21 protein-coding genes and 1 tRNA gene are annotated in these 26,631 nt (G+C 64.7%); 12 read left to right on the top strand and 10 right to left on the bottom strand.

What is annotated here, in order from left to right:
• Nucleotides 1–19 precede the first annotated feature (19 nt).
• Together R3D65_RS13460 and R3D65_RS13455 are read right to left on the bottom strand one after the other, a co-directional pair.
• Nucleotides 20–1,552 (bottom strand): acyl-CoA carboxylase subunit beta, encoded by a 1,533-nt coding sequence (locus tag R3D65_RS13460; RefSeq protein ID WP_371275755.1) that lies wholly within the window; start codon nt 1,550–1,552, stop codon nt 20–22.
• Nucleotides 1,552–2,130 (bottom strand): biotin transporter BioY, encoded by a 579-nt coding sequence (locus R3D65_RS13455; protein WP_371275754.1) that lies wholly within the window; start codon nt 2,128–2,130, stop codon nt 1,552–1,554. The genes R3D65_RS13460 and R3D65_RS13455 overlap by 1 nt, the downstream gene beginning before the upstream one ends.
• A gap of 129 nt (nt 2,131–2,259) precedes the next feature.
• Here R3D65_RS13455 and R3D65_RS13450 point away from each other — a divergent pair, with 129 nt between their 5' ends.
• From R3D65_RS13450 to glgX, 7 genes are all read left to right on the top strand, one after another.
• Nucleotides 2,260–3,681, top strand: a complete 1,422-nt coding sequence (locus tag R3D65_RS13450; RefSeq protein WP_371275753.1) for a short-chain fatty acyl-CoA regulator family protein — start codon at nt 2,260–2,262, stop codon at nt 3,679–3,681.
• 88 nt (nt 3,682–3,769) lie between these two features.
• Complete coding sequence (locus R3D65_RS13445; RefSeq protein ID WP_371275752.1) at nt 3,770–6,241, top strand: glycogen/starch/alpha-glucan phosphorylase; 2,472 nt, start codon at nt 3,770–3,772, stop codon at nt 6,239–6,241.
• 40 nt (nt 6,242–6,281) lie between these two features.
• A complete protein-coding gene (gene glgB, locus R3D65_RS13440) occupies nt 6,282–8,486 on the top strand; it encodes a 1,4-alpha-glucan branching protein GlgB (RefSeq protein WP_371275751.1) in 2,205 nt (734 codons plus the stop codon).
• Between the two features lie 21 nt (nt 8,487–8,507).
• A complete protein-coding gene (gene glgC / locus R3D65_RS13435; RefSeq protein WP_371275750.1) occupies nt 8,508–9,779 on the top strand; it encodes a glucose-1-phosphate adenylyltransferase in 1,272 nt (423 codons plus the stop codon).
• A complete protein-coding gene (glgA, locus tag R3D65_RS13430; protein ID WP_371275749.1) occupies nt 9,776–11,233 on the top strand; it encodes a glycogen synthase GlgA in 1,458 nt (485 codons plus the stop codon). Before glgC ends, glgA begins: the two co-directional genes overlap by 4 nt.
• The gene (locus R3D65_RS13425; RefSeq protein ID WP_371275748.1) at nt 11,230–12,858 is read left to right on the top strand and encodes an alpha-D-glucose phosphate-specific phosphoglucomutase; all 1,629 of its coding nucleotides are present in this window, start codon (nt 11,230–11,232) and stop codon (nt 12,856–12,858) included. The genes glgA and R3D65_RS13425 overlap by 4 nt, the downstream gene beginning before the upstream one ends.
• Nucleotides 12,855–14,852 carry a glycogen debranching protein GlgX gene (glgX, locus tag R3D65_RS13420; RefSeq protein WP_371276041.1) on the top strand — a complete coding sequence of 666 codons (1,998 nt, stop codon included), beginning with the start codon at nt 12,855–12,857 and terminating at the stop codon, nt 14,850–14,852. The genes R3D65_RS13425 and glgX overlap by 4 nt, the downstream gene beginning before the upstream one ends.
• On the opposite strand, the gene R3D65_RS13415 is transcribed toward glgX, so the two are convergent.
• Nucleotides 14,809–14,885: transfer RNA gene (locus R3D65_RS13415), tRNA-Met, on the bottom strand. The genes glgX and R3D65_RS13415 overlap by 44 nt on opposite strands.
• Before the next feature lie 247 nt (nt 14,886–15,132).
• Here R3D65_RS13415 and R3D65_RS13410 point away from each other — a divergent pair.
• Nucleotides 15,133–16,086 (top strand): Gfo/Idh/MocA family protein, encoded by a 954-nt coding sequence (locus tag R3D65_RS13410; RefSeq protein ID WP_371275747.1) that lies wholly within the window; start codon nt 15,133–15,135, stop codon nt 16,084–16,086.
• Nucleotides 16,087–16,110: 24 nt separating this feature from the next.
• On the opposite strand, the gene mnmA is transcribed toward R3D65_RS13410, so the two are convergent.
• Nucleotides 16,111–17,280 (bottom strand): tRNA 2-thiouridine(34) synthase MnmA, encoded by a 1,170-nt coding sequence (gene mnmA, locus R3D65_RS13405; protein WP_371275746.1) that lies wholly within the window; start codon nt 17,278–17,280, stop codon nt 16,111–16,113.
• A 232-nt stretch (nt 17,281–17,512) separates the two neighbouring features.
• On the opposite strand from mnmA, the gene R3D65_RS13400 reads away from it, so the two are divergent.
• Nucleotides 17,513–17,788 carry a DUF1153 domain-containing protein gene (locus tag R3D65_RS13400; RefSeq protein WP_099306123.1) on the top strand — a complete coding sequence of 92 codons (276 nt, stop codon included), beginning with the start codon at nt 17,513–17,515 and terminating at the stop codon, nt 17,786–17,788.
• 64 nt (nt 17,789–17,852) lie between these two features.
• On the opposite strand, the gene R3D65_RS13395 is transcribed toward R3D65_RS13400, so the two are convergent.
• Both R3D65_RS13395 and R3D65_RS13390 read right to left on the bottom strand, forming a co-directional pair.
• On the bottom strand, nt 17,853–18,284 hold the full coding sequence (locus tag R3D65_RS13395; RefSeq protein ID WP_371275745.1) for a paraquat-inducible protein A: 432 nt from the start codon (nt 18,282–18,284) through the stop codon (nt 17,853–17,855).
• Nucleotides 18,285–18,444: 160 nt separating this feature from the next.
• Complete coding sequence (locus R3D65_RS13390; protein ID WP_371276040.1) at nt 18,445–18,819, bottom strand: flagellar export protein FliJ; 375 nt, start codon at nt 18,817–18,819, stop codon at nt 18,445–18,447.
• A 439-nt stretch (nt 18,820–19,258) separates the two neighbouring features.
• Between R3D65_RS13390 and ctrA the strand changes: the two genes are divergently transcribed.
• Nucleotides 19,259–19,954, top strand: coding sequence for a response regulator transcription factor CtrA (ctrA, locus tag R3D65_RS13385; protein WP_099306126.1), 696 nt, complete (start codon nt 19,259–19,261; stop codon nt 19,952–19,954).
• Nucleotides 19,955–20,114: 160 nt separating this feature from the next.
• Here ctrA and R3D65_RS13380 read toward each other — a convergent pair whose 3' ends face one another.
• On the bottom strand, nt 20,115–20,516 hold the full coding sequence (locus R3D65_RS13380; RefSeq protein ID WP_371275744.1) for a PleD family two-component system response regulator: 402 nt from the start codon (nt 20,514–20,516) through the stop codon (nt 20,115–20,117).
• A gap of 121 nt (nt 20,517–20,637) precedes the next feature.
• The gene (gene chpT / locus R3D65_RS13375; protein ID WP_371275743.1) at nt 20,638–21,267 is read right to left on the bottom strand and encodes a histidine phosphotransferase ChpT; all 630 of its coding nucleotides are present in this window, start codon (nt 21,265–21,267) and stop codon (nt 20,638–20,640) included.
• Between the two features lie 354 nt (nt 21,268–21,621).
• Here chpT and R3D65_RS13370 point away from each other — a divergent pair, with 354 nt between their 5' ends.
• Both R3D65_RS13370 and R3D65_RS13365 read left to right on the top strand, forming a co-directional pair.
• Nucleotides 21,622–22,149 carry a DUF1134 domain-containing protein gene (locus R3D65_RS13370; protein WP_371276039.1) on the top strand — a complete coding sequence of 176 codons (528 nt, stop codon included), beginning with the start codon at nt 21,622–21,624 and terminating at the stop codon, nt 22,147–22,149.
• A 152-nt stretch (nt 22,150–22,301) separates the two neighbouring features.
• Entirely contained in the window at nt 22,302–23,564 is a 1,263-nt protein-coding gene (locus tag R3D65_RS13365; protein WP_371275742.1) for a hypothetical protein, read from the top strand.
• Between the two features lie 43 nt (nt 23,565–23,607).
• On the opposite strand, the gene R3D65_RS13360 is transcribed toward R3D65_RS13365, so the two are convergent.
• Together R3D65_RS13360 and R3D65_RS13355 are read right to left on the bottom strand one after the other, a co-directional pair.
• Nucleotides 23,608–24,414, bottom strand: coding sequence for a TrmH family RNA methyltransferase (locus tag R3D65_RS13360; RefSeq protein ID WP_371275741.1), 807 nt, complete (start codon nt 24,412–24,414; stop codon nt 23,608–23,610).
• Entirely contained in the window at nt 24,411–26,630 is a 2,220-nt protein-coding gene (locus tag R3D65_RS13355; RefSeq protein ID WP_371275740.1) for a heavy metal translocating P-type ATPase, read from the bottom strand. Before R3D65_RS13355 ends, R3D65_RS13360 begins: the two co-directional genes overlap by 4 nt.
• Nucleotide 26,631 lies beyond the last annotated feature (1 nt).

Below are 26,631 nucleotides of genomic sequence, written 5' to 3'. Positions count from 1 at the left end.
TCCTCGCCGGCCTGTCGGCTCACAGCGGAATGTTGTCGTGCTTCTTCATCGGCTGCTCGACGGTCTTGGTCTTGAGCATCTCGAAGGCGCGCAACACCCGGCGGCGGGTCGAATGGGGCATGATGACCTCGTCGATAAAGCCGCGTTCGGCCGCCACGAAGGGATTGGCGAAGCGGTCTTCATATTCCTTCGTGCGCGCGGCGATCTTGTCCGGGTCGCCCAGTTCGGAGCGGTAGAGGATCTCGGTGGCACCCTTGGCGCCCATCACGGCGATCTGCGCGGTCGGCCAGGCATAATTGACATCGGCGCGGATGTGCTTGGAACTCATCACGTCATAGGCGCCGCCATAGGCCTTGCGGGTGATGACGGTGACTTTCGGCACGGTCGCCTCGGCGTAGGCGAAGAGCAGCTTGGCGCCATGCTTGATGATGCCGCCATATTCCTGGCTGACGCCCGGCAGGAAGCCCGGCACGTCGACCAGCGTGAGGATGGGAATGTTGAAGGCGTCGCAGAAACGCACGAAACGCCCGGCCTTCTTGGAACTGTCGATGTCGAGGCAGCCGGCCAGCACCATGGGCTGGTTGGCGACGACGCCGATGGTGGAGCCGTTCAGCCGGATGAAGCCGCACAGGATGTTCTTCGCGTGGTCCTTCTGGATCTCGAAGAAGTCGCCCTCGTCGGCGATCCTGGCGATCACCTCGTGCATGTCATAGGGCTTGTTCGGATTGTCCGGGATGATGGTGTCGAGCGCCATTTCGACACGGTCCGGGCTGTCGGATGTCGGCAGGACCGGCGGCTTCTCGCGCGAGGAGAGCGGCAGGAAATCGACCATGCGGCGGACTTCCAGCAGCGCCTCCACGTCATTCTCGAAGGAGCCGTCGGCAACGGACGACTTGCGGGTGTGTGTCGAAGCGCCGCCCAGTTCCTCGGCGGTGACGATCTCGTTGGTCACGGTCTTCACCACGTCCGGTCCGGTGACAAACATGTAGGACGTGTCCTTCACCATGTAGATGAAGTCGGTCATGGCGGGCGAATAGACCGCGCCGCCGGCGCAGGGGCCCATGATGACCGAGATCTGCGGCACGACGCCGGATGCCTGCACATTGCGCCAGAACACCTCGGCATAGCCGCCCAGCGAGGCGACGCCTTCCTGGATGCGGGCGCCGCCCGAATCGTTCAGCCCGATCACGGGGCAGCCGTTCTGGACGGCCAGATCCATGATCTTGCAGATCTTCTCGGCATGGGTTTCCGACAGCGAGCCGCCGAAGACGGTGAAATCCTGGGAGAAGACATAGACCGGGCGGCCGTTGACCGTGCCCCAGCCGGTGACCACGCCGTCGCCCGAGATTTTCGAATCGGCCATGCCGAAATCGGTGCAGCGGTGGGTCTTGTACATGTCGTATTCCTCGAACGACCCTTCATCGAGAAGGATGTCGAGGCGTTCGCGCGCGGTCAGCTTGCCCTTGGCGTGCTGGGCGTCGATGCGCTTCTGGCCGCCACCGAGGCGGGCCTGTTCGCGGTGCTTTTCGAGTTGATCGAGAATGTCCTGCATCACGCGATTCCCTTGTTCTTGAGCCAGGTCCAGGCGGCCGGAAAGGCGGCGGCGGCAAGCGCGGCCTTGAGGATGTCACCATAAACGAAGGGCCAGAGGCCGAAGGCGAGGACGGGCTTGTCCCAGCCGATGATGGTGCCGAGCCAGGCAAGACCCGGCAGGTAGATGAGCGCTCCGGCCACAAGCGCCGCGGCGAAGGCTGCCAGCGGGGTGCGGTCCCAACCGCGTGCCGCGAGATGCCCGGCCACGAAGGCGGCAAGGAGATAGCCGGCGAGGTATCCGCCCGTCGGGCCGGCCATGTAGGCGAGGCCGATGCCCTTTTCCGGCGTGCCGGCGAAGACGGGCAGGCCCGCGGCGCCCTGGGCAAGGTAGAGTGCGACGGCGGCAAGGCCGAGACGGGGCCCGAGCGCCAGGCCAAGGCCGATCACGACGAAGGTCTGCATGGTCATGGGCACAGGCCAGAACGGAACCTGGACCTTTGCGGACAGGGTGAGCAGCAGCGAGCCGGCCAGTGCGGCAAGCGCGGCGCGGGCAAGGCCTGTCTCATGGCCCCGGTGAAGGGCGGAAAACAGCGTCATGGCGATGAAAACTCCTCCGGATGGTCTGCTCCGGTTGCATACGCCATTGGAGGGGGTTCCGGCAGGGTTGAAAAAGTGACAAAGTGAAACGAGTAAAATTGTGATTTGCAGAAAGCGAAGTTGCGAACAATGCGCGCCCGAAAACTGTTTGCCGGCCGGAAAATCCGCGACATCCGAATCCGCCAGGGGTTGACCCAGGCCGCCTTCGCCGGTCAACTCGGCATTTCCACCAGCTATCTAAACCAGATCGAGAACAACCAGCGCCACCTGACGGCGGCCGTGCTGCTGGCGCTGGCCGAAAATTTCGCGGTGGATATCGCCTCGCTGTCCGAAAACGACGGCGACAGGATCCTGGCGGACATGGCCGAGGCGCTGGCCGATCCGCTGTTTTCCGGCCAGCAGCCGACGGCCGCCGACCTGCAACTGGTTGTCCAGAACGCGCCGGGGCTGGCGCGGGCATTTCTCTCCATGCACCAGGCCTTGCGCCGGGCGGGCGAGCAATTGGCGGAACTGGATGACACGCTGGAGCGGGCCGGCGCGATGAGCGAGCCGACGCCCTATGACGAGGTGCGCGACTTCTTCCACTATATCGACAATTATGTTCACGAACTCGACCTTGCGGCGGAAGCGCTGGCCGAGGGCATGAGCGGGCAGACGCGCAACCGGGTGCGGCTGATGGCCGATCACATCGAGCGGCGCCACCGGGTGCGCGTGATGATGTCGGCCGATCCGGCCGGCGGGCCGGCTCCGCTCAGGCGGTTCGATCCGGCCGCGCGGGTGCTGACGCTGAACGGGCGGGCGGATCCTGCCACCAACGCCTTCCAGATCGCTCACCAGATCGGCCTGCTGGAGCACGATGCGATCTTGCGCCAGATCATCGAGCGCGCCGACTTCCGCTCGGCGGATGCGCGGGCGATCTGCCGGATCGGGCTGGCCAACTACTTTGCCGGTGCGGCCATGCTGCCCTATGGCCAGTTCGCTTCCGCCGCGCGGGAATTGCGCCACGATCTCGACCTGCTGGCCGACCGGTTCGGCGCCTCCATCGAGCAGGTCGGCCACCGGCTATCCACCTTGCAGCGGCCCGGCGCCAAGGGCGTGCCCTTCTTCTTCGCCCGCGTCGACCAGGCCGGTACGATCACCAAGCGCCATTCGGCAACGAAACTGCAATTCGCGCGCTTCGGTTCGGCCTGCCCGCTGTGGAACGTGCATCGTGCCTTCGAGACGCCGGGGCGGATCATCCGGCAACTGGCCGAAACGCCCGATGGCGCGCGCTATCTGTGCCTTGCCGTGGCGGTGTCGAAGCGGGCCGGCGGGTTTCGCGATCCTGTGCAGCGCCACGCATTGGCGCTGGGCTGCGAGATCAGCCATGCCGGTGAACTGGTCTATGCCGACGATCTCGACACGGCGCGCGACGAGGCGTTCGAGCCGATCGGCATTTCCTGCCGCATCTGCGAGCGGCGAAATTGCCACCAGCGCGCGGTGCCGCCGCTCAAGCGCAAGCTGTCGGTCGATCCGAACCTGCGCAACACGATACCCTATGCGTTCGAATAGCCCGTGCATGGGTGCGCTGCAAACTTGGCTGCTGACATTGGCCGCAGCTTGATGTAGCATTCCGCCTTAAATCGATTTAATTTCAGTGATGTCCATGATCGAGAACCCGAACCTGCTGCCCAAACCCGAGCCGCGTCCGGTCACGCCGGAGGCGCTGGCAAACGAAATCATCGACAAGCTGACCTATGGCACGGGCAAGGATGCCAAGGCCGCCACGCGCCATGACTGGCTGACCGCGACGATCCTCGTCATCCGCGACCGGATCATCGACCACTGGATGGCCTCGACGCGGCGGGCCTATGGCGACAATGCCAAGCGGGTCTACTACCTGTCGCTGGAATTCCTGATCGGCCGGCTGATGCGCGATGCGGTGACGAACCTGGAACTGCAGGGCGCGATGCGCCAGGCGCTGGCCCGTCTCGGTGCCGATTTCGACATTCTTGCCGAACTGGAACCGGATGCGGCGCTCGGCAATGGCGGACTTGGCCGCCTGGCGGCCTGTTTCATGGAATCCATGGCGAGCGTCGACATCCCCGCCTATGGCTACGGCATCCGTTATCAGAACGGCCTGTTCCGGCAGGAAATCTCCGACGGCTGGCAGGTGGAACTGCCCGAGACCTGGCTGGAGCATGGCAACCCCTGGGAATTCGAGCGGCGCGAAAGCTCCTACGAGGTGGGCTTCGGCGGCGCGGTGGAGCCGGTTGGCCAGCGCACCGACGGAGAGATGGCCTATCGCTGGGCGCCGGCGGAACGCGTCATCGCGACGGCCTATGACACGCCCGTGGTGGGCTGGCGGGCCCGGCGTGTCAACACGCTGCGGCTCTGGGCGGCCAAGCCGATCGACCCGATCCGGCTGGCCAAGTTCAATGCGGGCGATCATATCGGCGCGCTCGAGGAGAGCAACAAGGCCGAGGCGCTGACGCGCGTTCTCTATCCCGCCGACAGCCATATCGCGGGGCAGGAATTGCGCCTGCGCCAGGAATTCTTCTTCTCGTCGGCTTCCCTTCAGGACATCCTGCGCCGCCATGTCCAGCAGCATGGATCGCTGCGCAACCTTGGCGATTTTGTCGCCATCCAGCTCAATGACACGCATCCGGCCATCGCCGTGGCGGAACTGATGCGGCTCTTGATCGACGAACACGAATGGACGCTGGCGGACGCCTGGGACATGGCGCGCGCGGTCTTCTCCTATACCAATCACACGCTGCTGCCGGAGGCGCTTGAAAGCTGGCCGGTGCCGTTGATGGAGCGGATGCTGCCGCGCCACATGCAACTGGTCTATGCCGTCAACGCCATCGAACTGCGCCGCGCGCGCAAGCTGGGCATCGATGGCGAGACGATCTCGCGGCTTTCCATGATCGACGAGAATGGCGAGCGTCGGGTGCGCATGGGCACGCTGGCCTTCATGGGATCGCACTCGATCAATGGCGTGTCGGCGCTGCATACCGATCTGATGAAGGAAACGGTGTTCGCCGACCTGCACCGGCTCTATCCCGACCGGATCAACAACAAGACCAACGGCATCACGCCGCGCCGCTGGCTGATGCAGTGCAATCCGGGCCTTTACAATCTGGCGCGCGAGGCGCTGGGCGACGCCATCATGGACGATGCCGAAACGCTCAAGGGCCTGGAAGCGCTGGCCGGCGATGCCGCCTTCCGTGAGCGTTTCGCCGCGATCAAGCGTGACAACAAGGCGCGGCTGGCGCGCCTGGTGCGTGACAGGACAGGCACGCGCATCGACCCCTCGGCCCTGTTCGACGTGCAGATCAAGCGCATTCACGAATACAAGCGCCAACTTCTCAACATCATCGAGGCGGTGGCGCTGTGGGACCAGATGCGCTCGCACCCGGAGCGCGACTGGGTGCCGCGCGTCAAGCTTTTCGGCGGCAAGGCGGCGCCGAGTTATCACAACGCCAAGACGATCATCAAGCTGGCCCATGACGTGGCGCGGGTCATCAATCACGATCCGTCCATCGACGGGTTGCTGAAGGTGGTCTTTGTCCCGAACTACAACGTCTCCACTGCCGAGGTGATGGTGCCGGCGGCCGACCTGTCGGAGCAGATTTCAACGGCCGGCATGGAGGCTTCAGGCACCGGCAACATGAAGCTTTCGCTCAATGGCGCGCTGACCATCGGCACACTGGACGGCGCCAATGTCGAAATCCGCGATCATGTGGGCGCGGACAACATCTTCATCTTCGGCCTGAAAGCGGACGACGTGGCGCGGCGCCAGGGCGAGGGGCGCGATCCGCAGGCCAATATCGCCGCCTCGCCGGAACTGGGCCAGGCGCTGGCGGCCATCGAGGGCGGGCTGTTTTCGCCCGACGACCCGGAGCGCTACCGCGATCTGGTCGCGGGCCTGCGCAGCCATGACTGGTTCATGGTGACCGATGATTTCGATGACTATTGCCGAGCACAGCGCGAGGTGGATAGGCTATGGATGTCGCCGGACGACTGGACCGCCATGGCGATCCTGAACACGGCGCGGGTCGGGTGGTTTTCCTCCGACCGGACGATCCGGCAATATGCCGGCGACATCTGGAACGTGCCGGCGGCATGAGGATTGACGTGAAAGGCGAGGGCGGGGGGATGAAAAGCGGATGACCGCAAGGCGCGAGACGGCCGGCAAGGACAAGCAGTTGCCCCCCCTGACCGAGCGGGAGATTCGCGCCATTGCCGATGCCTCGCATCCCGATCCCTTCGCCGTGCTGGGCTTGCACGAAAGCGCTGCCGGCTTCCTTGCCCGGACATTTGTTCCCGGCGCCGAAGCAGTAACCGCCCTGACGCTGGGCGGGACGGAGGCCGGTGTGCTGGCGAGCCTGGGAAACGGCCTTTTCGAGGGGCGCGTCGATCTCGCGTCACGCCAGCCCTTGCGCTATCGCGCGCAGGCCAACGGGCAGGACTGGGTTTTCGCCGATCCCTATACGTTCGGCCCGGTCCTCGGTCCTATGGACGATTTCTATCATGCGCAAGGCTCGCATCTGCGCCTGTTCGACAAGCTGGGCGCCCATGTCATCGACCACGAGGGCGCGCGCGGGGTGCATTTCGCCGTCTGGGCGCCGAATGCGCGGCGCGTCTCGCTGGTCGGGCATTTCAACCATTGGGACGGACGCCGCCATGTGATGCGGCACCGGCGCGATTCCGGCATCTGGGAAATCTTCGTCGCAGACCTGGGACGTGACGAGCCCTACAAGTTCGAGATTGTGGCCGCCGATGGCCGGCTGCTGCCGCTCAAGGCCGATCCCTTCGCCTTCCGCTCCGAACTGCGGCCAGCCACGGCCTCCATCACCGCTGACCCGCCGGGCCATGAATGGGGCGATGCCGCGCACAGGGCGCATTGGGCAAAGACAGACGCGCGGCGGGTGCCGATCTCGATCTATGAGGTTCATGCGGGATCCTGGCAGCGGCGCATGGACGGCTCGTTCCTGTCCTGGGACGAACTGGCCGACCGGCTGATCCCCTATTGCGTGGAAATGGGCTTCACGCATATCGAGTTTCTCCCCATCTCGGAACATCCCTACGACCCGTCCTGGGGTTATCAGGCCACCGGCCTTTATGCGCCTACGGCCCGGTTCGGCGCGCCGGAGGGCTTCGCCCGCTTCGTCGACGGTGCGCACCGGGCGGGCATCGGCATCCTGATCGACTGGGTGCCGGCGCATTTCCCCACCGATGCGCACGGCCTGGCCCGTTTCGACGGCACCGCGCTTTACGAACACGAGGATCCGCGCAAGGGGTTCCACCCGGACTGGAACACGGCGATCTACAATTTCGGACGCACCGAGGTTGCGGCCTTCCTGACCAACAACGCCCTGTTCTGGGCCGAGCGCTACCATGTCGACGGGTTCCGCGTCGATGCGGTCGCCTCGATGCTCTATCTCGACTACTCGCGCAAGGAAGGGGAGTGGATTCCCAACGAGAAGGGCGGGCGGGAAAACCTGGAAGCAGTGGACTTCCTCAAGGACATGAACCGCGCCGTCTATGGCGCGCATCCCGGCATCATGACGATCGCCGAGGAATCGACCTCCTGGCCGAAAGTCTCCCATCCGGTGCATGAGGGGGGGCTGGGCTTCGGCTTCAAGTGGAACATGGGCTTCATGCACGACACGCTGACCTATCTCCAGCGCGATCCGGTGCACCGCAAATATCACCACAACGACCTTACTTTCGGTCTGCTCTATGCCTTTTCGGAGAATTTCGTGCTGCCGCTCAGCCATGACGAGGTGGTGCATGGCAAGGGCTCGCTGCTGGGCAAGATGGCGGGCGACGACTGGCAGAAATTCGCGACGCTGCGCGCCTATTACGGCTTCATGTGGGGCTATCCGGGCAAGAAACTGCTGTTCATGGGGCAGGAGTTCGCCCAGCGCAACGAATGGTCGGAGGCACGCGGCCTCGACTGGGATCTGGTCGATCATCACGCCCATGACGGGGTGCGCCAGCTCGTGCGCGACCTGAACATGGCCTACCGGACCTTTCCGGCCCTGCATGCGCGCGATTGCGAGCCGGAGGGTTTCGAATGGCTCAGGGCCGATGACGCGGAAAACTCGGTCTATGCCTGGCAAAGAAAGGCACCGGGGGAAAAGCCTGTCGTCGTGGTGTCAAACTTCACGCCGCAAATGCTGACCGGCTACGAACTTCCCATGCCGGCAGATGGCACGTGGCGGGAAGTGGTGAACACGGACGCGGCCGCCTATGGCGGATCCGGTGTGGGAAATCTCGGCGCCGTGGAGGTGGCGGGCGGGCTTGCGCGGCTGACATTGCCGCCGCTCGCCACGCTGATGCTGGTGCAGAGCGAGGGGGAGGGCTGAGAAGGCCCGGAGGAGGAAAACATGGTGGTTGAACGCAATGCGCCGCTGGCCAGAAACGCCATGGCCTATGTGCTGGCCGGAGGGCGGGGCAGCCGGCTGCACGAACTGACCGACCGGCGCGCCAAGCCTGCGGTCTATTTCGGCGGCAAGACGCGGATCATCGATTTCGCCCTGTCCAACGCCATCAATTCCGGCATCCGGCGCATTGGCGTGGCCACGCAATACAAGGCGCATTCGCTGATCCGCCATCTCCAGCGCGGCTGGAACTTCCTGCGGCCGGAGCGCAATGAAAGCTTCGACATCCTGCCGGCCAGCCAGCGCGTTTCCGAGCACCAGTGGTATGAAGGCACGGCGGACGCGGTGTACCAGAATGTCGACATCATCGAGGATTACGGCGTTGAATACATGGTCATCCTGGCGGGCGACCACATCTACAAGATGGACTACGAGATCATGCTGCAACAGCATGTCAGCCAGAATGCCGACGTCACCATCGGCTGCCTGGAAGTGCCGCGCATGGAGGCGAGCGGCTTCGGCGTCATGCATGTGGACGAGAACAGCCGGATCGTCGATTTCGTGGAAAAGCCGGCCGATCCACCTGCCATTCCCGGCAACCCGGACATGTCGCTGGCCTCGATGGGCATTTACGTGTTCTCGACGCGCTTCCTGATCGAGGAATTGAAGCGCGATGCCGCCGACCCCAATTCCAGCCGGGACTTCGGCAAGGACATCATCCCGCATATCGTGAAGAACGGAAAGGCGGTGGCGCATCGCTTCGGCCAGTCCTGTGTGCGCGCATCGTCCGAGAACGAGGCCTATTGGCGCGATGTCGGCACGATCGATGCCTATTGGCAGGCCAATATCGACCTCAACGACATCCTGCCGGAACTGGACCTTTTCGACCGCTCCTGGCCGATCTGGACCTATGCGGAAATTCGCCCGCCGGCCAAGTTCGTGCACAACGAGGAAGGCCGCGTGGGCCAGGCGATTTCCTCGCTGGTCTCCGGCGACTGCATCATTTCCGGTTCGTCGATCCATCGCAGCCTGCTGTTCACCGGTACGCTGGCGCGCTCCTATTCCAGCCTGCAAGAGGCGGTGGTGCTGCCCGAATGCGTGATCGGCCGGCATGCCCGGCTGTCCAGGGTGGTCATCGACCGGGGGGTGAAGATCCCGTCGGGGCTGGTGGTGGGCGAGGATCCGGACCTTGACGCCAGCCGGTTCCGGCGCACGGCGAACGGCGTCTGTCTCATCACCCAATCCATGCTGGACAAGGCGGGTCTCGTCTACGAATGAACATCCTTTCCGTTGCGTCCGAGATCTTCCCGCTGGTCAAGACCGGCGGCCTTGCCGATGTGGCGGGCGCCCTGCCGCCGGCGCTGGCCGCCCATGGGGTGAGCGTGCGAACCATCGTGCCGGCCTACCCCGCGGTCAAGGCGCGGCTGGGCAGGAAGAAGCCCCGGAAGGTGGCCACCTTCGATCACCTGTTCGGCGGTCCGGCCCATCTCCTGGCCGCCAGCCATGGCGGGCTCGATCTGCTGCTGCTCGATGCACCGCATCTGTTCGATCGCGAAGGCGGGCCCTACAGCGATCTCGCAGGCCGCGACTTTGGCGACAACTGGCGGCGTTTCGCCGCATTTTCGCAAGCCGCGGCGGCCGTGGCGCAAGGCGCCATTGCCGGCTACCGGCCCGATGCGGTGCATGTGCATGACTGGCAGGCCGCGATGGTTCCGGCCTATCTCAGGCATTCCGGCAAGCCGTTTGCGCCGACCGTCATCACGGTCCACAACCTTGCCTTCCAGGGCCAGTTCGCGCCCTCTGTCTTCGGCGAACTCGGGCTGCCGGAACAGGCTTGGTCGCTGGACGGCGTCGAATATTACGGCAGCGTCGGCTTCCTGAAGGCAGGCCTGCAGGCCGCCGACGCCATCACCACGGTCAGCCCGACCTATGCGCAGGAAATCCGCACCGCGGACTTCGGCATGGGGCTGGAAGGACTGATCAACGGGCGGTCCGATGTGCTGCACGGCATCGTCAATGGTATCGACACCGGCATATGGAACCCGGAGACAGACGAGGCGCTGGCAAAAACCTTCTCGGCGCGCAGCCTGAAGGGACGGCAGGCCAACCGCCGTGCCATCGAACACCGTTTCGGGCTGGACGAAGACAATGCGCCGCTGTTCTGCGTGATTTCCCGCCTGACCTGGCAGAAGGGGATGGACGTGCTGGCAGGGGGGCTGGACGGGCTTGTCTCCATGGGCGCCAAGCTTGCGGTGCTGGGCTCCGGCGACAAGGGGCTGGAAGGGCTGATGCTGGCCGCTGCCGCACGGCACAAGGGCCGTATCGGCACCATGATCGGCTATGACGAGCCGCTGTCGCACCTGATGCAGGCGGGCGCCGACGCCATTCTCGTGCCGTCGCGCTTCGAGCCCTGCGGCCTGACCCAGCTTTGCGGGTTGCGCTATGGCTGCATTCCGGTCGTCACGCGCACGGGGGGGCTGGCCGACACGGTGATCGACGCCAACCACGCCGGGCTCACGGCAGGCGTTGCCACCGGCATCCAGTTCGCGCCGCTCTCCCATGACGCACTGATGGCCGCGCTGGCGCGCACGGTGGCGCTCTACCACGCGCCGAAGGCATGGGGCACCATGCAGAAGCGGGCGATGGCGGCGGATGTCTCCTGGAATGCCAGCGCTCTGCGCTATGCCGATCTCTTCTCCTCGCTGGTCCACAAGGGAGCCGCTGTATCGTGACCGTCACCGTCGCCACCACGCCACATGCCGATCAACGTCCCGGCACGTCCGGCCTGCGCAAGAAAGTGCCGGTCTTCGCGCAGCCAAACTATGCCGAGAATTTCATTCAGTCCGTGTTCGACAGCCTGGACGGCTTTGCCGGCAAGACGCTGGTGATCGGCGGTGACGGGCGCTACTACAACGACGTCGTCATCCAGACCGCCATCCGCATGGCTGCGGCCAACGGGTTCGGGCGCGTACTCGTGGGGCAGGGCGGGTTGTTGTCGACGCCAGCGGCCTCGCATGTCATCCGCAAGAACGGTGTGTTCGGCGGGCTTGTGCTCTCGGCCAGCCACAATCCGGGCGGGCCGACGGAGGATTTCGGCATCAAGTACAATATCGCCAATGGCGGTCCTGCGCCGGAGCGCATCACGGATGCGGTGTTCGCGCGCTCGAAGGTCATCGATCGTTACCTGACGGTGGAGACGCCCGACATCGACCTTTCCGCGATCGGCGTCCATCGCGTCGCCGGCATGGCCGTGCAGGTGGTCGACCCGGTGGCCGATTACGCGGACCTGATGGAGAGCCTGTTCGATTTCGATGCGATCCGCGGCCTGTTCGCCTCGGGTTTCCGCGTGGTGATGGATTCCATGAGCGCCATCACCGGCCCCTATGCGCGCGAGATCCTGGAAAACAGGCTCGGCGCGCCGGCGGGAACGGTTCTCAACGCAACGCCGCTGCCCGATTTCGGCGGCCATCATCCCGACCCCAACCTCGTCCACGCCCGCCACCTGTATGACATGGTCATGGGCGCGGACGGGCCGGATTTCGCCGCTGCTTCGGATGGCGATGGCGACCGCAACCTGATCCTCGGCAAGGGCATCTTCGTCACGCCATCGGATTCGCTGGCCCTGCTGGCGGCCAATGCCCATCTGGCACCCGGCTATGCGAAAGGAATTGCGGGCATCGCGCGCTCCATGCCCACCTCGGCGGCCGCCGACCGGGTGGCCGAAAAACTCGGCATCGAGATGCATGAGACGCCGACGGGGTGGAAATTCTTCGGTAACCTGCTGGATGCGGGCCAGGTGACGATCTGCGGCGAGGAAAGCGCGGGCACGGGCTCGGACCATGTGCGCGAGAAGGACGGTCTGTGGGCCATCCTGCTCTGGCTCAACATCCTGGCGGTGCGGCGCGAACCGGTGAAGCGGATCGTGGAAGGCCACTGGGCCGAATACGGGCGCAATTTCTATACCCGCCACGATTACGAAGGCGTCGAGACCGACAAGGCGCAGGCGCTGATGGGCGATCTCGAAAGCCGGCTTGGCGGGCTTGCCGGACAGGTCTTCGAGGGCATGACGGTCGAGGGCGCGGATTCCTTTTCCTATACCGATCCCGTCGATGGTTCCGTGGCGAACGGACAGGGCTTGCGGATCTTCTTCGAAGGCGGTTCGCGCATCGTCTTCCGGCTGTCCGGCACGGGAACGTCGGGGGCGACGATCCGGGTCTATATCGAGCGCTACGAGCCGGACGCCTCGCGGCATGGGCAGGAGACGCAAGCGGCGCTGGCGCCGCTCATCGCCGCGGCCGACGCCATTGCCGGCATTGCACGCCATACCGGCCGCACCGCGCCTGATGTCATCACATGAGGGGCAGCCGGCTGACCGGCACCGGCGCGCATTTCGCCGTGCCGGCACCGGATGCGCAAACGGTCTGGTTGTGCCTGTTCGATAGCGGGGGCCGCGAGAGCCAGCGCTTGCCCATGGTGCAGGGCGAAGACGGCTGGTGGCGGATCGAAGTGCCAGGTCTTGGCGCCGGCCAGGCCTATGGCTTTCGCGCCGACGGCCCGTGGCAACCGGAAGCCGGGCACTGGTTCGACCCGGATCGCCTGCTCGTCGATCCTTGGGCAACCCGCATCGACCGGGCCTATCGCCACGACGCGCGGCTTCTGGGGCGAGGGCGCGGCGCCGGCGGCGACACGGCGCACCTGATGCCAAAGGCAGTTCTGGAAAAGACCGCAAGTATACTCCCGCCGCAGCCTGTCACCTTCACGCCGGGCGGCTTGATCTACGAAGTCAATGTGCGCGGGTTTTCCATGCTGCACCCCGATGTGCCGGAGGCCGAAAGGGGGACGCTGGCGGCGCTCGCCCATCCATCGGTGATCGCGCACATGAAATCCATTGGCGTTTGCGCGGTGGAACTGATGCCGGTGACCGCGTGGATCGACGAGCGCCACCTGCCGCCGCTCGGCCTTGCGAATGCCTGGGGTTATAACCCGGTGACCTTCATGGCGCTCGATCCGCGCCTTGCGCCGGGCGGAATCGCCGACCTGCGGGCCGTGACGGATGCACTGCGGGCGCATGGCATCGGTGTCATTCTCGATCTGGTGTTCAACCACACCGGCGAGAGCGACGAGGAAGGCACCGTGCTCAGCCTGCGCGGGTTGATGGGCGCGCGCGCTTTCCGGCGCGACGATGAAGGGCGGCTCATCAATGATACAGGTACGGGCAATACGGTGGCCTGCGACAATCCGGTCATCGTGGACCTGGTCCTCGATTCGCTTCGCCATTTCGCGCTGGCCGGCGGCGTGGACGGGTTCCGCTTCGACCTCGCGCCGGTGCTGGGACGCACGGGCCAAGGCTTTTCAGCGGATGCGCCCTTGCTCCGCGCCATGCTGACGGATCCCGTCATCGGATCGCGCGTCCTGATCGCCGAGCCGTGGGACATCGGGCCGGGGGGCTACCAGCTTGGCCGCTTTCCCGCGCCGTTTCTTGAATGGAACGACCGTTACCGCGACGACATGCGGCGCTTCTGGCGCGGGGACGGCCACGCGCTTGGCGGATTCGCAACCCGCCTTTCCGGGTCGCAGGACATATTCGGCGGGAAGGCCACGCGCAGTGTCAGCTTCCTGGCGGCCCATGACGGCTTCACGCTGGCCGATCTCGTTGCGCACGAACACAAGCACAACGACGCCAATGGCGAGGGCAATCGCGACGGCCACGATCACAATATCTCCTGGAACAATGGCGCAGAGGGGCGGACCGATGACCCTGCCATCCAGGCGGCACGGCGGCGCGACCTGAAGGCCTTGCTTGCGACGCTGTATCTGACACGCGGGACGATCATGCTGACGGCTGGCGACGAGTTCGGCCGCAGCCAGGGCGGCAACAACAATGCCTATGCGCAGGACAACGGCCTTGCGTGGATCGACTGGACCACCCTCGATGACGGCCTCCTGGGACATGTGCAGGCGCTGGCGCGTTTGCGATCGCGTTTCCCGCGCGCCTTTGCGCCGCCCTACCTGACGGGCGCGAAACATGCGCATGGCATTGCTGACGTGGAATGGCTGCGCCCGGACGGGAACGCCATGACACCGGGAGATTGGGAGGCAGAGGGGGCCGGACGGCTGACGATGATCCTTTCGGCCGGACAGGACGGCCGGCGGCGTATCGCTGCCTGCTTCAACAGGACACATGCCGGATTTGAATTTCAGCTTCCGGTTGAGTGTGGCGATGCATCGAAACGCTGGTTCTCGCTCCCGGTCCCGCAGCGCAGCGTGTCTATTCTTGCTTGTGAACCGGGAGAGGGAGCCTGGGATTTGGTAGCAGGGGGCGGGATTGAACCGCCGACCTCCGGGTTATGAATCCGGCGCTCTCACCAGCTGAGCTACCCTGCCCCGTCGACCGTGCCGCGTGCTTGTTCCGCAGCCGGGATGGCGCGGATATAAGGTCGCCGATGCCGGACTGTCAAGCGCGGTTTTTCTTTTGACGGCCATGTTTTTTCGCGCGATGAGAGCATGCCTGTCCGGCGAGCGGACGGGCGGGGTTGAGTTCGCCGCAAGGCACCGATATGACAACGCATCTCCGGCGTTGCCTTGATACGCCGGTGCAGTCCAGAAGAGCGACAGACGGAAGTTTCCACGAATGGCGCCGCGCATAGCAGTTCTCGGGTGCGGATATTGGGGCAGCAATCACATCCGTACCCTCAAAGGGCTCGGAGCGCTGCATGCCGTGTCGGATGCCAATCCGGCGCGCGCGGAAGGTTTTGCGGCCGAGAATGATGTGGAAGCCATTGCGCCGGACGACCTGTTTGCACGCGAGGACATCGACGCCGTGGTCATGGCGCTGCCGCCGCAATTCCATGCGGAGATGGCGATTCGGGCGGTGGAAGCCGGCAAGGACGTGCTGGTGGAAAAGCCGATTGCGCTTTCCGTGCCCGATGCCGAGCGCGCCGTGGCGGCGGCAAGGGCGCATGGCCGTGTTTTCATGGTCGGCCACGTGCTGCGATTCCATCCCGCCTTCGAGCTTCTCAAGTCGCTGATCGACGAGGGCGACCTTGGCGAGGTGAAATATATTCACTCGCACCGGCTGGGGCTGGGCAAGTTCCACACGGAAAACGATGCGCTTTGGGATCTGGCGCCGCATGACCTGTCGATGATTCTTGCCGTGACAGGCGCCGCGCCGCTGGAAATACGCGGCGAAGGCGCGGCCGTGCTCGATCACCTGTCCGATTTCGCCCATGTCCACATGCGTTTTCCGGGTGGCATTCGCAGCCATCTCTTTTCGTCGCGCCTCAACCCCTATCGCGAGCGGCGGCTCACCGTGGTGGGCACACGTGCCATGGCCGTGTTCGACGATGTGGAAACCTGGGATCGCAAGCTGGCGATCTACCGCCACGCCGTGTGGCAGGATTCAGGCCAGTGGGCCTTCACCACCAATGAACCGTCCTATCAGCCGGTCGCCGAAGGCATGCCGCTGACGCGCGAATTGCAGAACTTCATCCATTGCATCGAAACGCGCGAAGAACCGCGCACCGGCGGCGATGAAGCCATTCTCGTGCTGAAGATCCTGACGCAGGCGACTGTCAGCCACGATTGACGCCCCGGCGGGCGCCGGAGCGGCTCAGACGGCTTCAAGCTGGCGTAGCATGGCCTCGGCGGTCTTCTCGCGCTCGGAACGGGCAATGAAGCCGCCGCCCCAGACACGGGCCTCATTGCCGGGATCGGAATAGAGGACGCAAGCCTGACCGGGTGCCACGCCGAGTTCGCCATCCAGCAGTTCCACCGTGGCGGTTCCATCCTCCAGCCGGAGCAGGGCCGGGGCGGGCGGGCGCGTGGACCGCACCTTGGCGAAGAGTTCCATGCCCTCGGCCGGCAGATCCGCCAGCGGGCCGTCGCCCAGCCAGTTCATGTCGCGCAGCCACAGCTTGCGCGTCTCCAGCGCTTCGCGCGGGCCGACGACCACGCGCGCGCGGGCCGGGTCGATATGCACGACATAAAGCGGTTCGCCGGCCGCGATGCCGATACCGCGGCGCTGGCCGATGGTGAAGCGCAGGATGCCCTCGTGGCGGCCGAGCACCCGGCCGTCAATATGGACGATCTCGCCGGGCGTGGAGGCTTCCGGCTTCAGCTTCGCGATGATGTCGGTGTATTTTCCCTGCGGTACGAAGCAGATGTCCTGGCTGTCCTGCTTGCCGGCGACCTCAAGCCCCATGCTTTCGGCAAGTTCGCGCACCTGCGGCTTGGAGAGGCCGCCCAGAGGAAAGCGCAGATAGTCCACCTGTTCCTGCGTGGTGGCGAAGAGAAACCAGCTCTGGTCACGCTCGACGTCGACAGGACGGTAGAGCGCGCGGTGCCTGCCATTGGCCCGCGAGCGGATGTAGTGGCCGGTCGCCATCGCCTCCGCGCCCAGATCGCGCGCCGTTGCCAGCAGGTCCTCGAACTTGACCGTCTGGTTGCAGGCGATGCAGGGCACCGGCGTCTCGCCGGCCATGTAGCTCTCGGCGAACGGATTGATGACGGCTTCCTGGAAGCGCTTCTCGTAGTCCAGCACGTAATGGGGAATGCCCAGACGCTCGCAGACACGGCGGGCGTCTTCGATATCCTGGCCGGCGCAACAAGAGCCGGGCCGGTGCGTGGCGGCACCGTGATCGTAAAGCTGAAGCGTGACGCCGACGACGTCATAGCCTTCGCGGGCAAGGAGGCCGGCGACCACGGAGGAATCCACGCCTCCGGACATGGCGACCACGACGCGGGTGTCCTGCGGGCGGCCGGGAAGATCAAGACTGTTCATGGCATTTCCGCCGGTTTCAAGGGCCGGTTTCAATTTCTCCCGCCTTATATAGGTCAAGTGGAGCAAAAGCGCGAGGGGGCGATTGATGATGGCATGATCGACGTCGCAGTGCCCTGATTCGCGCAGCCGGCGGGCGTTGGTTAACGGATCGTTACCCGGTGTTTAGGCGTTTCTTAAAAGTTGGGGCGGTAGTGTGCAGGGGTAAGGTCCTTGAGTTTGTGTAGAGAGTACAATGACCGATCTGGCGAGACCACGCGTGAAGTATGTCATCGGCCCGGACGGGAGTCCCCTGACGATCGCCGATTTGCCACCGACCAATACACGTCGGTGGGTGATCCGCCGCAAGGCAGAAGTTGTCGCGGCCGTGCGCGGCGGTCTTCTCAGTCTGGAGGAAGCCTGCAGCCGCTACCGGCTGACAGTGGAGGAATTCCTCTCCTGGCAGGCCTCCATCGACGATCACGGCCTCGCCGGTCTGCGCACCACACGAATCCAGCAATACCGGCACTGACGCGGCGCAGGTGAACTTGCGGGCCGGCCCGGCAGCGAGGCCGGCCTTTCGCATTTGCGCCGCCCTACCGGTCCGCCAGTCGCGCCGCCGTTGCCGTCAGGATGACGGATGAGGCGAAGAACCAGAGGCCCGGCTTGGTGATCGCCGTGGCCAGGCCGGACGACTTGGCCGCGAAGACCACGATGGCCACCAGCACCACATCAAGCATCGACCAGCGCGACAGGCTGTGCAGCCAGGCGGGCGCGCGCGATCCCGGCCCCTTGGCCGCGGCTATATGGAGCAGAACCAGCTTGGCCGAGGGTGCGACGATGGAAAAGGCGGCGATGAGCGCGGCCAGTGCGCCATCGCCCTGCTGCCAGAGGCCGGCAACCATCTGTACCAGCGAAGGCTCGTCGGAGAAGACAAGCAGCCGCTCGATCTCGACCAGCGGCAAGGTGACGCCAAGCGCGAAGCTGGCGGTGGCGGAAAAGAGGCAGATAGCGAGAATGGTGCGCATGCAAGCGCTTTAGCCGAGCTTTGGCGGCAAGGGAATGCTGCGTGGCAAAGAGCCGCCGCTTTTCAGGTGCGCCGTGATGCGGAGAACGCGCCCGTGACCCGGTCATTGAAAATGGCCGCGGCATGCCGCGGCCACCGCAATTGATTCGCCCGATGGCAGATCAGCCGATCATTGCGCGCCGGCCTGTCGCGGCTTCGCGCGGGCGGACGTCCCGGTTCTCGAGCATCTCCGCCTTACCCAATTCAGCCTCGGCTTCCGCCAAGGCGGCTTCGGCCGCGTCGCGCTGGGTTTTCAGGTCGCCTTGCGATGCCAGGAGATTTTCGCGGCGCTGGCGAGCCGCCTTGGCGAATGTGGGATAGGCGAAATGGCTCTGGTCGGTAATGCCCGCCTTCTTCTCCTCATGGCCGATCTGGACTTCAAGCTCGGCCGCCTTGCGGTCAAATTCCGCAATCATCATGTCGAGTTGCGCCAATTGGCGCCGTTTTTCATTCACCTGAAAAAGCTTCAGCCGAACCAGGTTATCGCGTGATTTCATGACTCGATACTCCAAACAAAACCACCCGGCCCCCTCACTCAAGCCGGCATTGACGCACCCGCAGGCGAAAGGACCGTTCCGGCGCGGCCAACAGGCTTACCAGATCATGTCCCGGTAACCTTTCGTTTACGGGCGTCGTTAATCATAGGAGCCGGAACTTAAGGCGCGGTAAAAAAAATCCGTGGCCTTGGTTAAGACCGGCAAGATGAGTCATCTGAATCGCTTGGCAGTGAATGTTAACGTTTTCGAATGGCTCAAGATTTCGGGAAAGCATTTATATCATAATGGGTTATGGGATGAGGTTGATGTTGGAGTGGGGCGCTTGCAAATCCGATTCGGATTTTGTTAACCATTTCATGCCAGCCTCCGGATCAGGCAAGGACTGTTCCGCCCGTCCATGGCGCCATTGCCTGAATCGGGTGCGGAAAAGGGGATCGAAATGCGCGTTCTGCTGATTGAAGACGACAGCGCCACCGCTCAGAGCATCGAACTGATGCTCAAATCGGAAAGCTTCAACGTCTATACGACGGATCTCGGGGAAGAGGGGGTCGACCTCGGGAAACTCTATGACTACGACATCATCCTGCTGGATCTCAACCTGCCCGACATGTCGGGATACGAGGTCCTGCGGACGCTTCGCCTGTCCAAGGTGAAAACGCCGATCCTCATCCTGTCAGGGATGGCAGGCATCGAGGACAAGGTCCGCGGCCTCGGATTTGGCGCGGACGACTACATGACAAAGCCGTTCCACAAGGACGAGCTCGTGGCGCGCATCCACGCCATCGTGCGCCGCTCCAAGGGGCACGCCCAGTCGGTCATCACCACCGGCGACCTGGTGGTCAACCTGGACGCCAAGACAGTGGAAGTGGGCGGCCAGCGGGTGCATCTGACGGGCAAGGAATACCAGATGCTCGAGCTGCTCAGCCTGCGCAAGGGCACCACGCTGACCAAGGAGATGTTCCTCAATCATCTCTATGGCGGCATGGACGAGCCGGAACTCAAGATCATCGACGTCTTCATCTGCAAGCTGCGCAAGAAGCTGGACGCGGCATCCGGCGGGCAGAACTACATCGAGACGGTCTGGGGCCGCGGCTATGTGCTGCGCGAGCCCGACGACATTCGCGAAAGCGCCTGAGCAAGCGCTTCAGGCGAACGGGTCCCCTATCGGCCCGCCTTTTCCCGGACAGGGAGGGGCGGGCTTTCCGTTTGACCTGGTGCGCAGCGGGCAGGCCGGCGGCGCGTTGGCGCAGGCGGGCTCGTGGCCGGGCGTGAAATGGAGAAAGCGGCGGCTGTCCTCAGGCCGCGCGGGTCGCCGCTCGCGCCTGCATTGCCCTTTCCACCTGTTCGTTGAAGCGGGCGGTCAGGGATTCCCGGTCAAACGGCTTGAGCAGATAACCGGCGGCGCCGGCGCGCTTGGCGCGCATGATCGGAACGATGTCCAGTTCGTGCACGAGCACAAGGACGATGGGCATGCGCTCGGGCTCTATCCAGCTCTTCAGCGTGGTGACGAATTCGGTCGGTGTGTAATCGGGAAGCGTACCGTCAAGAATGATGAATTCCGGCAGTTCCGAACGGCAGACAGCAAGACCCATGGCGCCGCTCTCCGCTTCCAGAATCCGAAGCGTTTCGGTCGACAGGATTCGCTTTGCGACCTTCCGGATGACTGCGGAATCATCGACGATCAGGCAACGCTTCATGGTTTCGCCTCACTTGGGCTTGCTTGTCATTTCCTTCTTCCCTGCCGTCCATGAGGCTAGAGCAGATAAGTAAACAAGCGCCAAATGAAGCGTGCCGAATGCGCTCAAGCGGACGGAAAGATCAGGAAGCGGTGAGCACCACATCCTCGCCCGTGGCGCGAATGTCGATCGTCATGCCCGATTCGCGCGCCAGCAGGAGCGTGTAGTAGGCCTGCACGGAGTGGGCGTCGATCGGTTCGGACGGTGTGTTGCCGCCGTGCAGTTCGAGGAATTTCGGAGGAACGCGAATCATCTTGCCGGTCGATGTGAGCGTGAACTTCGGATTGGCATCGGTATCGTCCAGCCGCACCGTGATCTTGCCGCCGCGCGGAATCGTGGAATTGGCGACAAGGATGAGATTGAGAAGCAGTTTCACCTTGTTCTTGGGCAGAAGGGCGCGGACGCCGATCCATTCCAGTTCGGGCTTTTCATTGGCGATGAAGGCCTTGGCCACCGCTTCGGCATCCCCGGTATCGATCTGCATGCCAGCCGAACCGGCCGCGCCGAAGGCGATCCGGGCGAACTGGAGGCGGGCGGAGGCATTGCGCGCGGAAGCGCGAATCAGCGCCATGGCGTCGTCGTCGGCTCCGCCTTCATCGAGCAGTTCAAGACCGTTGTTGATCGCGCCCACCGGCGAAATGATGTCGTGGCAAACCCGGCTGCAGAGAAGTGCGCCCAGATCGGTCGCTGAAAGCGTGAAAATGTCGGCCATGCCCTTACCCCTTCCAAATCCTTGCACCGCGCCGCCACGCCTGGTGCGAATCAATGCGATCCCGCTGCGACAAAGCGATACACAGCGTGTCCGCCGCGGGCAAGGAAAGAGGCGGGAAAGGCCGCCATCGCCATGGTTGGGCCATCTTTGCCGGTCAGGGTTGAACTTGCTGGTATTAATCATGCAAAAAGGTTTGCGGCGCTAGTCTTTCGCGCTGCGGGAGCGAGCCACCGGCCACGAAGAGCCGGGGTTCATCCGACAGGACGGGTCATGCAGAATGCGCTCCGTACGGAGACGCACACGATGTTGAATTTCATGAAGAAGCCGTTTGCCGTTCGTTTTGCGGCCGCGATCATGGTGGCGATGACGGTACTGGCGGCGATGCCGGCGCGCGCGGCGGATACCTATGGCGCGCAGGAAATCATTGATGCGGGACACCGGTTCTTCGGCTCCACGACCGGGGGGCTGGCGACGCTGGTCGAACAGATTTTTGCCCAGCATGGCTTGCCGAACGGCTATGTGCTCGGCGAGGAAGGCTCCGGCGCCATCGTCGGCGGCCTGACCTATGGGGAAGGCACGCTTTTCACAAAGAACGCGGGCGATCACCGGGTGTTCTGGCAAGGTCCGTCGATCGGCTGGGATTTCGGCGGGCAGGGATCGCGCACGATGATGCTGGTCTACAACCTCGAACAGGTCGATCAGCTCTACCGCCGTTTCCTCGGCGTCTCCGGGTCGGCCTACGTCGTTGCCGGCGCCGGGTTCCACGTGCTCAAGAACAACAACCAGCTCCTGGTGCCGATCAAGACAGGCCTGGGTGCGCGGCTGGGCCTGAATGTCGGCTATCTAAAGCTGACGCGGGAACCGACCTGGAACCCGTTCTGACGGAACGCAGGCCCCGGGCTTAACCCTGTGCCAAGGCATGAGGCATTCCCGCCGATTTGCTGTGGATTTGCCGTGCCGCTTCATGGCATTCTGGAACAGGGTTTCGCGGTGGCGTGCTTGCGCCGCCACTGTCTGCGTCAGGTAGGTTTCCAGTGATCGAGTCGGCTCTTTTCTTCATTCTCGGATTCCTGTGCGCCGCCTTTCTGGCGCTGATGGTGGCCCCGGCCATCTGGCGGCGGGCGGTTGTCCTGACGCGCCGCAAGATCGAGGCCTCCGTTCCGCTCACGCTCAACGAGATCGAGGCCGACAAGGACCGGATGCGCGCGGAATTCGCCATGTCGACGCGGCGTCTGGAAATGAGCGTCAAATCGCTGAAGGACAAGGCGGCCCACCATTTGGCGGATATCGGGCGCTACCGCGATGAAATCCGGCGGCTGGGCGATGAACTGGAGGAGCGCACCACGACCGTCGGCGAACTGGAGGCGAAGAGCGCCTCGTTGCGCGCGGAGTTGAAGGAGCGTCAACAGCAGCTTGAGGAGACGGAGGCCGAACTGAGCGATGTCGAGGCGCGGCTGGAAGCCAAGGCGCTGGAATATGAACGCATGCGCGAACATGCCGAGGAGCTCTCGGTCACCTCTTCGGAGCGGCAGGTCGAGCTGATCGCCCGCGAATCGGAGGTCGAGCGGCTGTCCGGCGATATCGAAGGCCTGCGGGCCCAGCGGCGGGAAAGCGAGGCCGTGGCCCGCGAACGCGAACACGAGGCCAGGGCGGCGCAGCGGGAACTGGCGGAGACCGCCAAGCGGCTCGAACTGGCCGAGCGCAAGAACGAGCGGCTGATGTCGAGCCTTGCGGACCTGGAGGAAAAGCTGGACCGGCGGGAAAAGGATCTCGCGCGGCTGCGGGCGGACATGGCGGACGGACGCAAGCGGATCGACAGCGCGACGCGCGAGGCGGAGGAGGCCGAAGCCGAACGGGCGGACCTGGCCGGCGATCTGGCCGGCATGAGCCTGCAGATGACGAACCTGCTGCAGAACGGCACCGCCGAGAACGTGGAGAAGGCGGTCGGGCTCCTCGGTGAGGATCGCGACCGCTTGAGCCGCCAGCTTGCACAGGCAAACGCCATCAATGAAAAGCTCAACGAGCAGATCACGGGCTTCCAGCGTGCCAAGAGCGACGACTGGCAGGAGCAGAAGCGCCAGAATGCGATCCTGCGTGAGCAGATCAATGACCTGACGGCGGATGTGGTGCGCCTGACAGCCGAAATGGAAGGGCCGGACTCGCCGATCCATGCCGCTCTTTCGCGCAGCAGCCGGCTGGAAGAGGCCGGTGAGGAGATTGCCGCGGCGGGACAGGTCGTCAGCCTTGCCGACCGGGTGCGCGCCTTGCAGAAATCGGCGGCGGCGAAGGCCGAATAGCCGCTGCACCTGCTTTCATCGTACCTGGCTCCGCCGGTTCCGGTCAGCCGGATTCAGGCGAGTAGAAATGGTTCAGCGCGATTGCGCCGGCTGTTGCAACATTCAGGCTGTCGAAATCGCTGCGGATCGGAATGCGCACGGTTTCCAGTCCGGCCATGAGGCCCGTGGGAAGTCCTTCCCCCTCCGTCCCCAGAAGAAGGGCGGTGCGCTGGCCGGTCTTGACCTCTTGCAGCCGGGTGATTCCGGATGGCGAAAGCGCCAGCACACGGTATCCGGCGCCCTGAAGAAGGCCCACCATATCACCGGCCGTTCCCGCGCGGGCGAAGGGCACTTTCAGCGCCGCGCCGACGGAGACGCGGATTGCCTTGCGATAGAGCGGGTCGCAGCATTCACGGTCGGCAAGCACCGAATCGGCACCGAAGGCGGCGGCATTGCGAAAAATGGCGCCCATGTTGTCGTGATTTGAAATGCCGGCCAGGGCGAGGACCAGCGACCGGTCATCGGGTGGCGGGAGGATGTGCGCGGGCCGGTCGGCGTCCCGCCTTTCGCCCAGCGCCAGGATACCGCGATGAACCGGAAAGCCGGCAATCGCATCCATGACAGCGCGCGGGGCAACATAAACCGGCATGGCCGGGTCGGCCAGCGCCAGGGTCGCGGCCATGCCCGGCAGGCGGTTTTCCAGGATCAGTGCAGAGCGGGCCCGGAACCGGCGTGCCGCAAAAAGCACGTTCAGCACCACCTTGCCCTCCGCGATGAACAGGCCTTCGCGGCCCGCCAGATCGCGTTCGCGGATGTCGCGATAAGCCGCGATCCGCGGATCGTCGGGCGTGGTGATGCGGATCGGCGTCATTGGGTCCGTTTCGGCTTCCAGCGGGCCAGAAGCGCCGAATTCGTGACCACGGAGACGGAAGAAAAGGCCATGGCCGCGCCGGCGAAGACCGGAGACAGGATGCCGAAGGCGGCCAGCGGAATGCCGATCACGTTGTAAATGAAAGCCCAGACGAGGTTTTGTGTGATCGTCCGTTTTGTCCTGGCGGCGATGTCGAGCGCGGCGGGCACCAGCGTCAGGTCGGGGCGCATCAGCGTGATGGCGGCGGCCTCGCGGGCAACATCGGTGCCCGACGACAAGGCAATGCCAAGCGTGGCGGCGGCAAGCGCCGGCCCGTCATTGAGGCCGTCGCCGACAAAGGCCGCACCGCCATGGCGGTTGGCGCTCATGGTGCGCACGGCTTCGACCTTTTCTTCCGGGGCGAGACCGGCGCGGACATCGCCGATGCCGATTTCCCCGGCGACGCGGTGTGCGGCAGCCTCGTTGTCGCCGGTCAGCATGACGGCTTCCAGACCGCTGGCACGCAGCATGGCCACGGCCTCGGCGGCCTCCTTGCGCGGCAGATCGGAAAAGGCGATCGCGCCGGCGAGCTGCCCGTCGACAGCGACTGCCGCGGCCGTGCCTGCGGCGGCAAAGGTCTCAAGCAGGGCATTGACCTCAACGGCGGCAATGCCCTCGGCTTCCATGAGGCGGACATTGCCAATGGACACCTTGCGGCCATCCACCACGCCTTTCAGGCCCTGGCCTGGAATGGCTGCGACATCACAGGCGGGCCGCAGCGTGAGATTGGCCGCTTTCGCCTTCTCGACAAGGGCTTCGGCCAGCGGATGTTCGCTGGCGGCTTCCAGCGAGGCGGCGAGGGTGAGCAGTTCCGCCACGTTGATGCCTGTTTGCGCCGGGTTCACCGGTTCAAGCGCTGATACACGCGGCTTGCCGAGGGTCAGCGTGCCGGTCTTGTCAAAGGCGATGGCGCCGATCCGGCCGGCGGTTTCCAGCGTCTCGATATCGCGGATGAGAATCCCGGCTTTTGCCGCCGCGCCGGTGCCTGCCGCCAATGCCGTTGGCGTTGCCAGGCCGAGCGCGCAGGGGCAGGCGATGACGAGGACCGACACGGCGGCGACAAGTCCGGCCTCCGCGTCGCCGGCAACAAGCCACCAGCCGAGAAAGGTGATGGTAGCCACGCCGAGGATGACAGGCACGAAGATGGCCGATATCCGGTCGACAAGGCGCTGGATGGGCGCATTGCCCTGCTGCGCTTCCTCCACAAGCCGTGTCATGCGGGCCAGGCGGGTATCTGCGCCCACGGCTGTCACCTCGACCTCCAGCACGCCGGAACCATTCACCGTGCCGGTAATGACGCTGTCGCCGGGCCGACGCTCCACCGGCAGGCTTTCACCGGTGACAAGCGATTCGTCGATGGCCGTTTCGCCGGTCACGATGGTGCCGTCGCAGGGGACCTGCCGCCCGGGACAAACCAGCACGCGGTCGCCGGGACGAAGATCCTCGGCGGGTATGGTTTCGGGACCATCCGCGCCGATGCGTTCCGCGCTGCGCGGTTGCAGCCGGCCAAGCGCGGAAAGGGCTGAGGATGCCCCCTGGCGCGCCCGCGCCTCCAGGTATTTTCCCAGCATGACCAGCGTGAGGACGACCGCAGCCGCCTCGAAGTAGAGGTGCCCGTGCCCGTGCCCGATGGCGACCTGCCAGAGCGACCAGACAAAGGCGACCGACGTGCCGATCGACACCAGAACCGCCATGTTGGCGCCGCCGCCGCGCACGGCCGCAAAGGCCTCGCGGTAAAAACGCGTGCCGGACACCGCCATGACGCCGGCGGCCAGCGCTGCCTGGAGCCAGGGCGCGATGAAGGCCTCTCCGATACCGAGCATGGCGGGCGCGGTGCCGATGACCAGCGGAAGCGAAAGCGCGGCAGAGACAAGCGTGCGCAGCAGCGTTTGCCGCTCCTCGGCGCGGCGGCGGGCGGCCAGCGCCTCGTCGGCTTCGCGCTGGCGGGCGGCATCGGAAACACGCAGTTGCGCACCGAAGCCCGCCTTGCGGATGGCGGCGGCCAGTGCCGCGGGCTCATCGCCGGCATAGTCGATGATGGCGCGTTCGAGGGCGAGATTGACCTGCGCCCTTTCGACACCGGGCACACGCGACAACACCTTTTCGATGCGCGCTGCGCATGCCGCGCAGGTCATGCCCGTGACATCGAACTCGGCGTGATCAGGCTGGCGTGTCATG

The organism is Zhengella sp. (genome assembly GCF_041397485.1).
Taxonomy (GTDB): Bacteria; Pseudomonadota; Alphaproteobacteria; order Rhizobiales; family Rhizobiaceae; genus Zhengella.
This window is presented reverse-complemented; position numbering and strand designations above follow the sequence as displayed.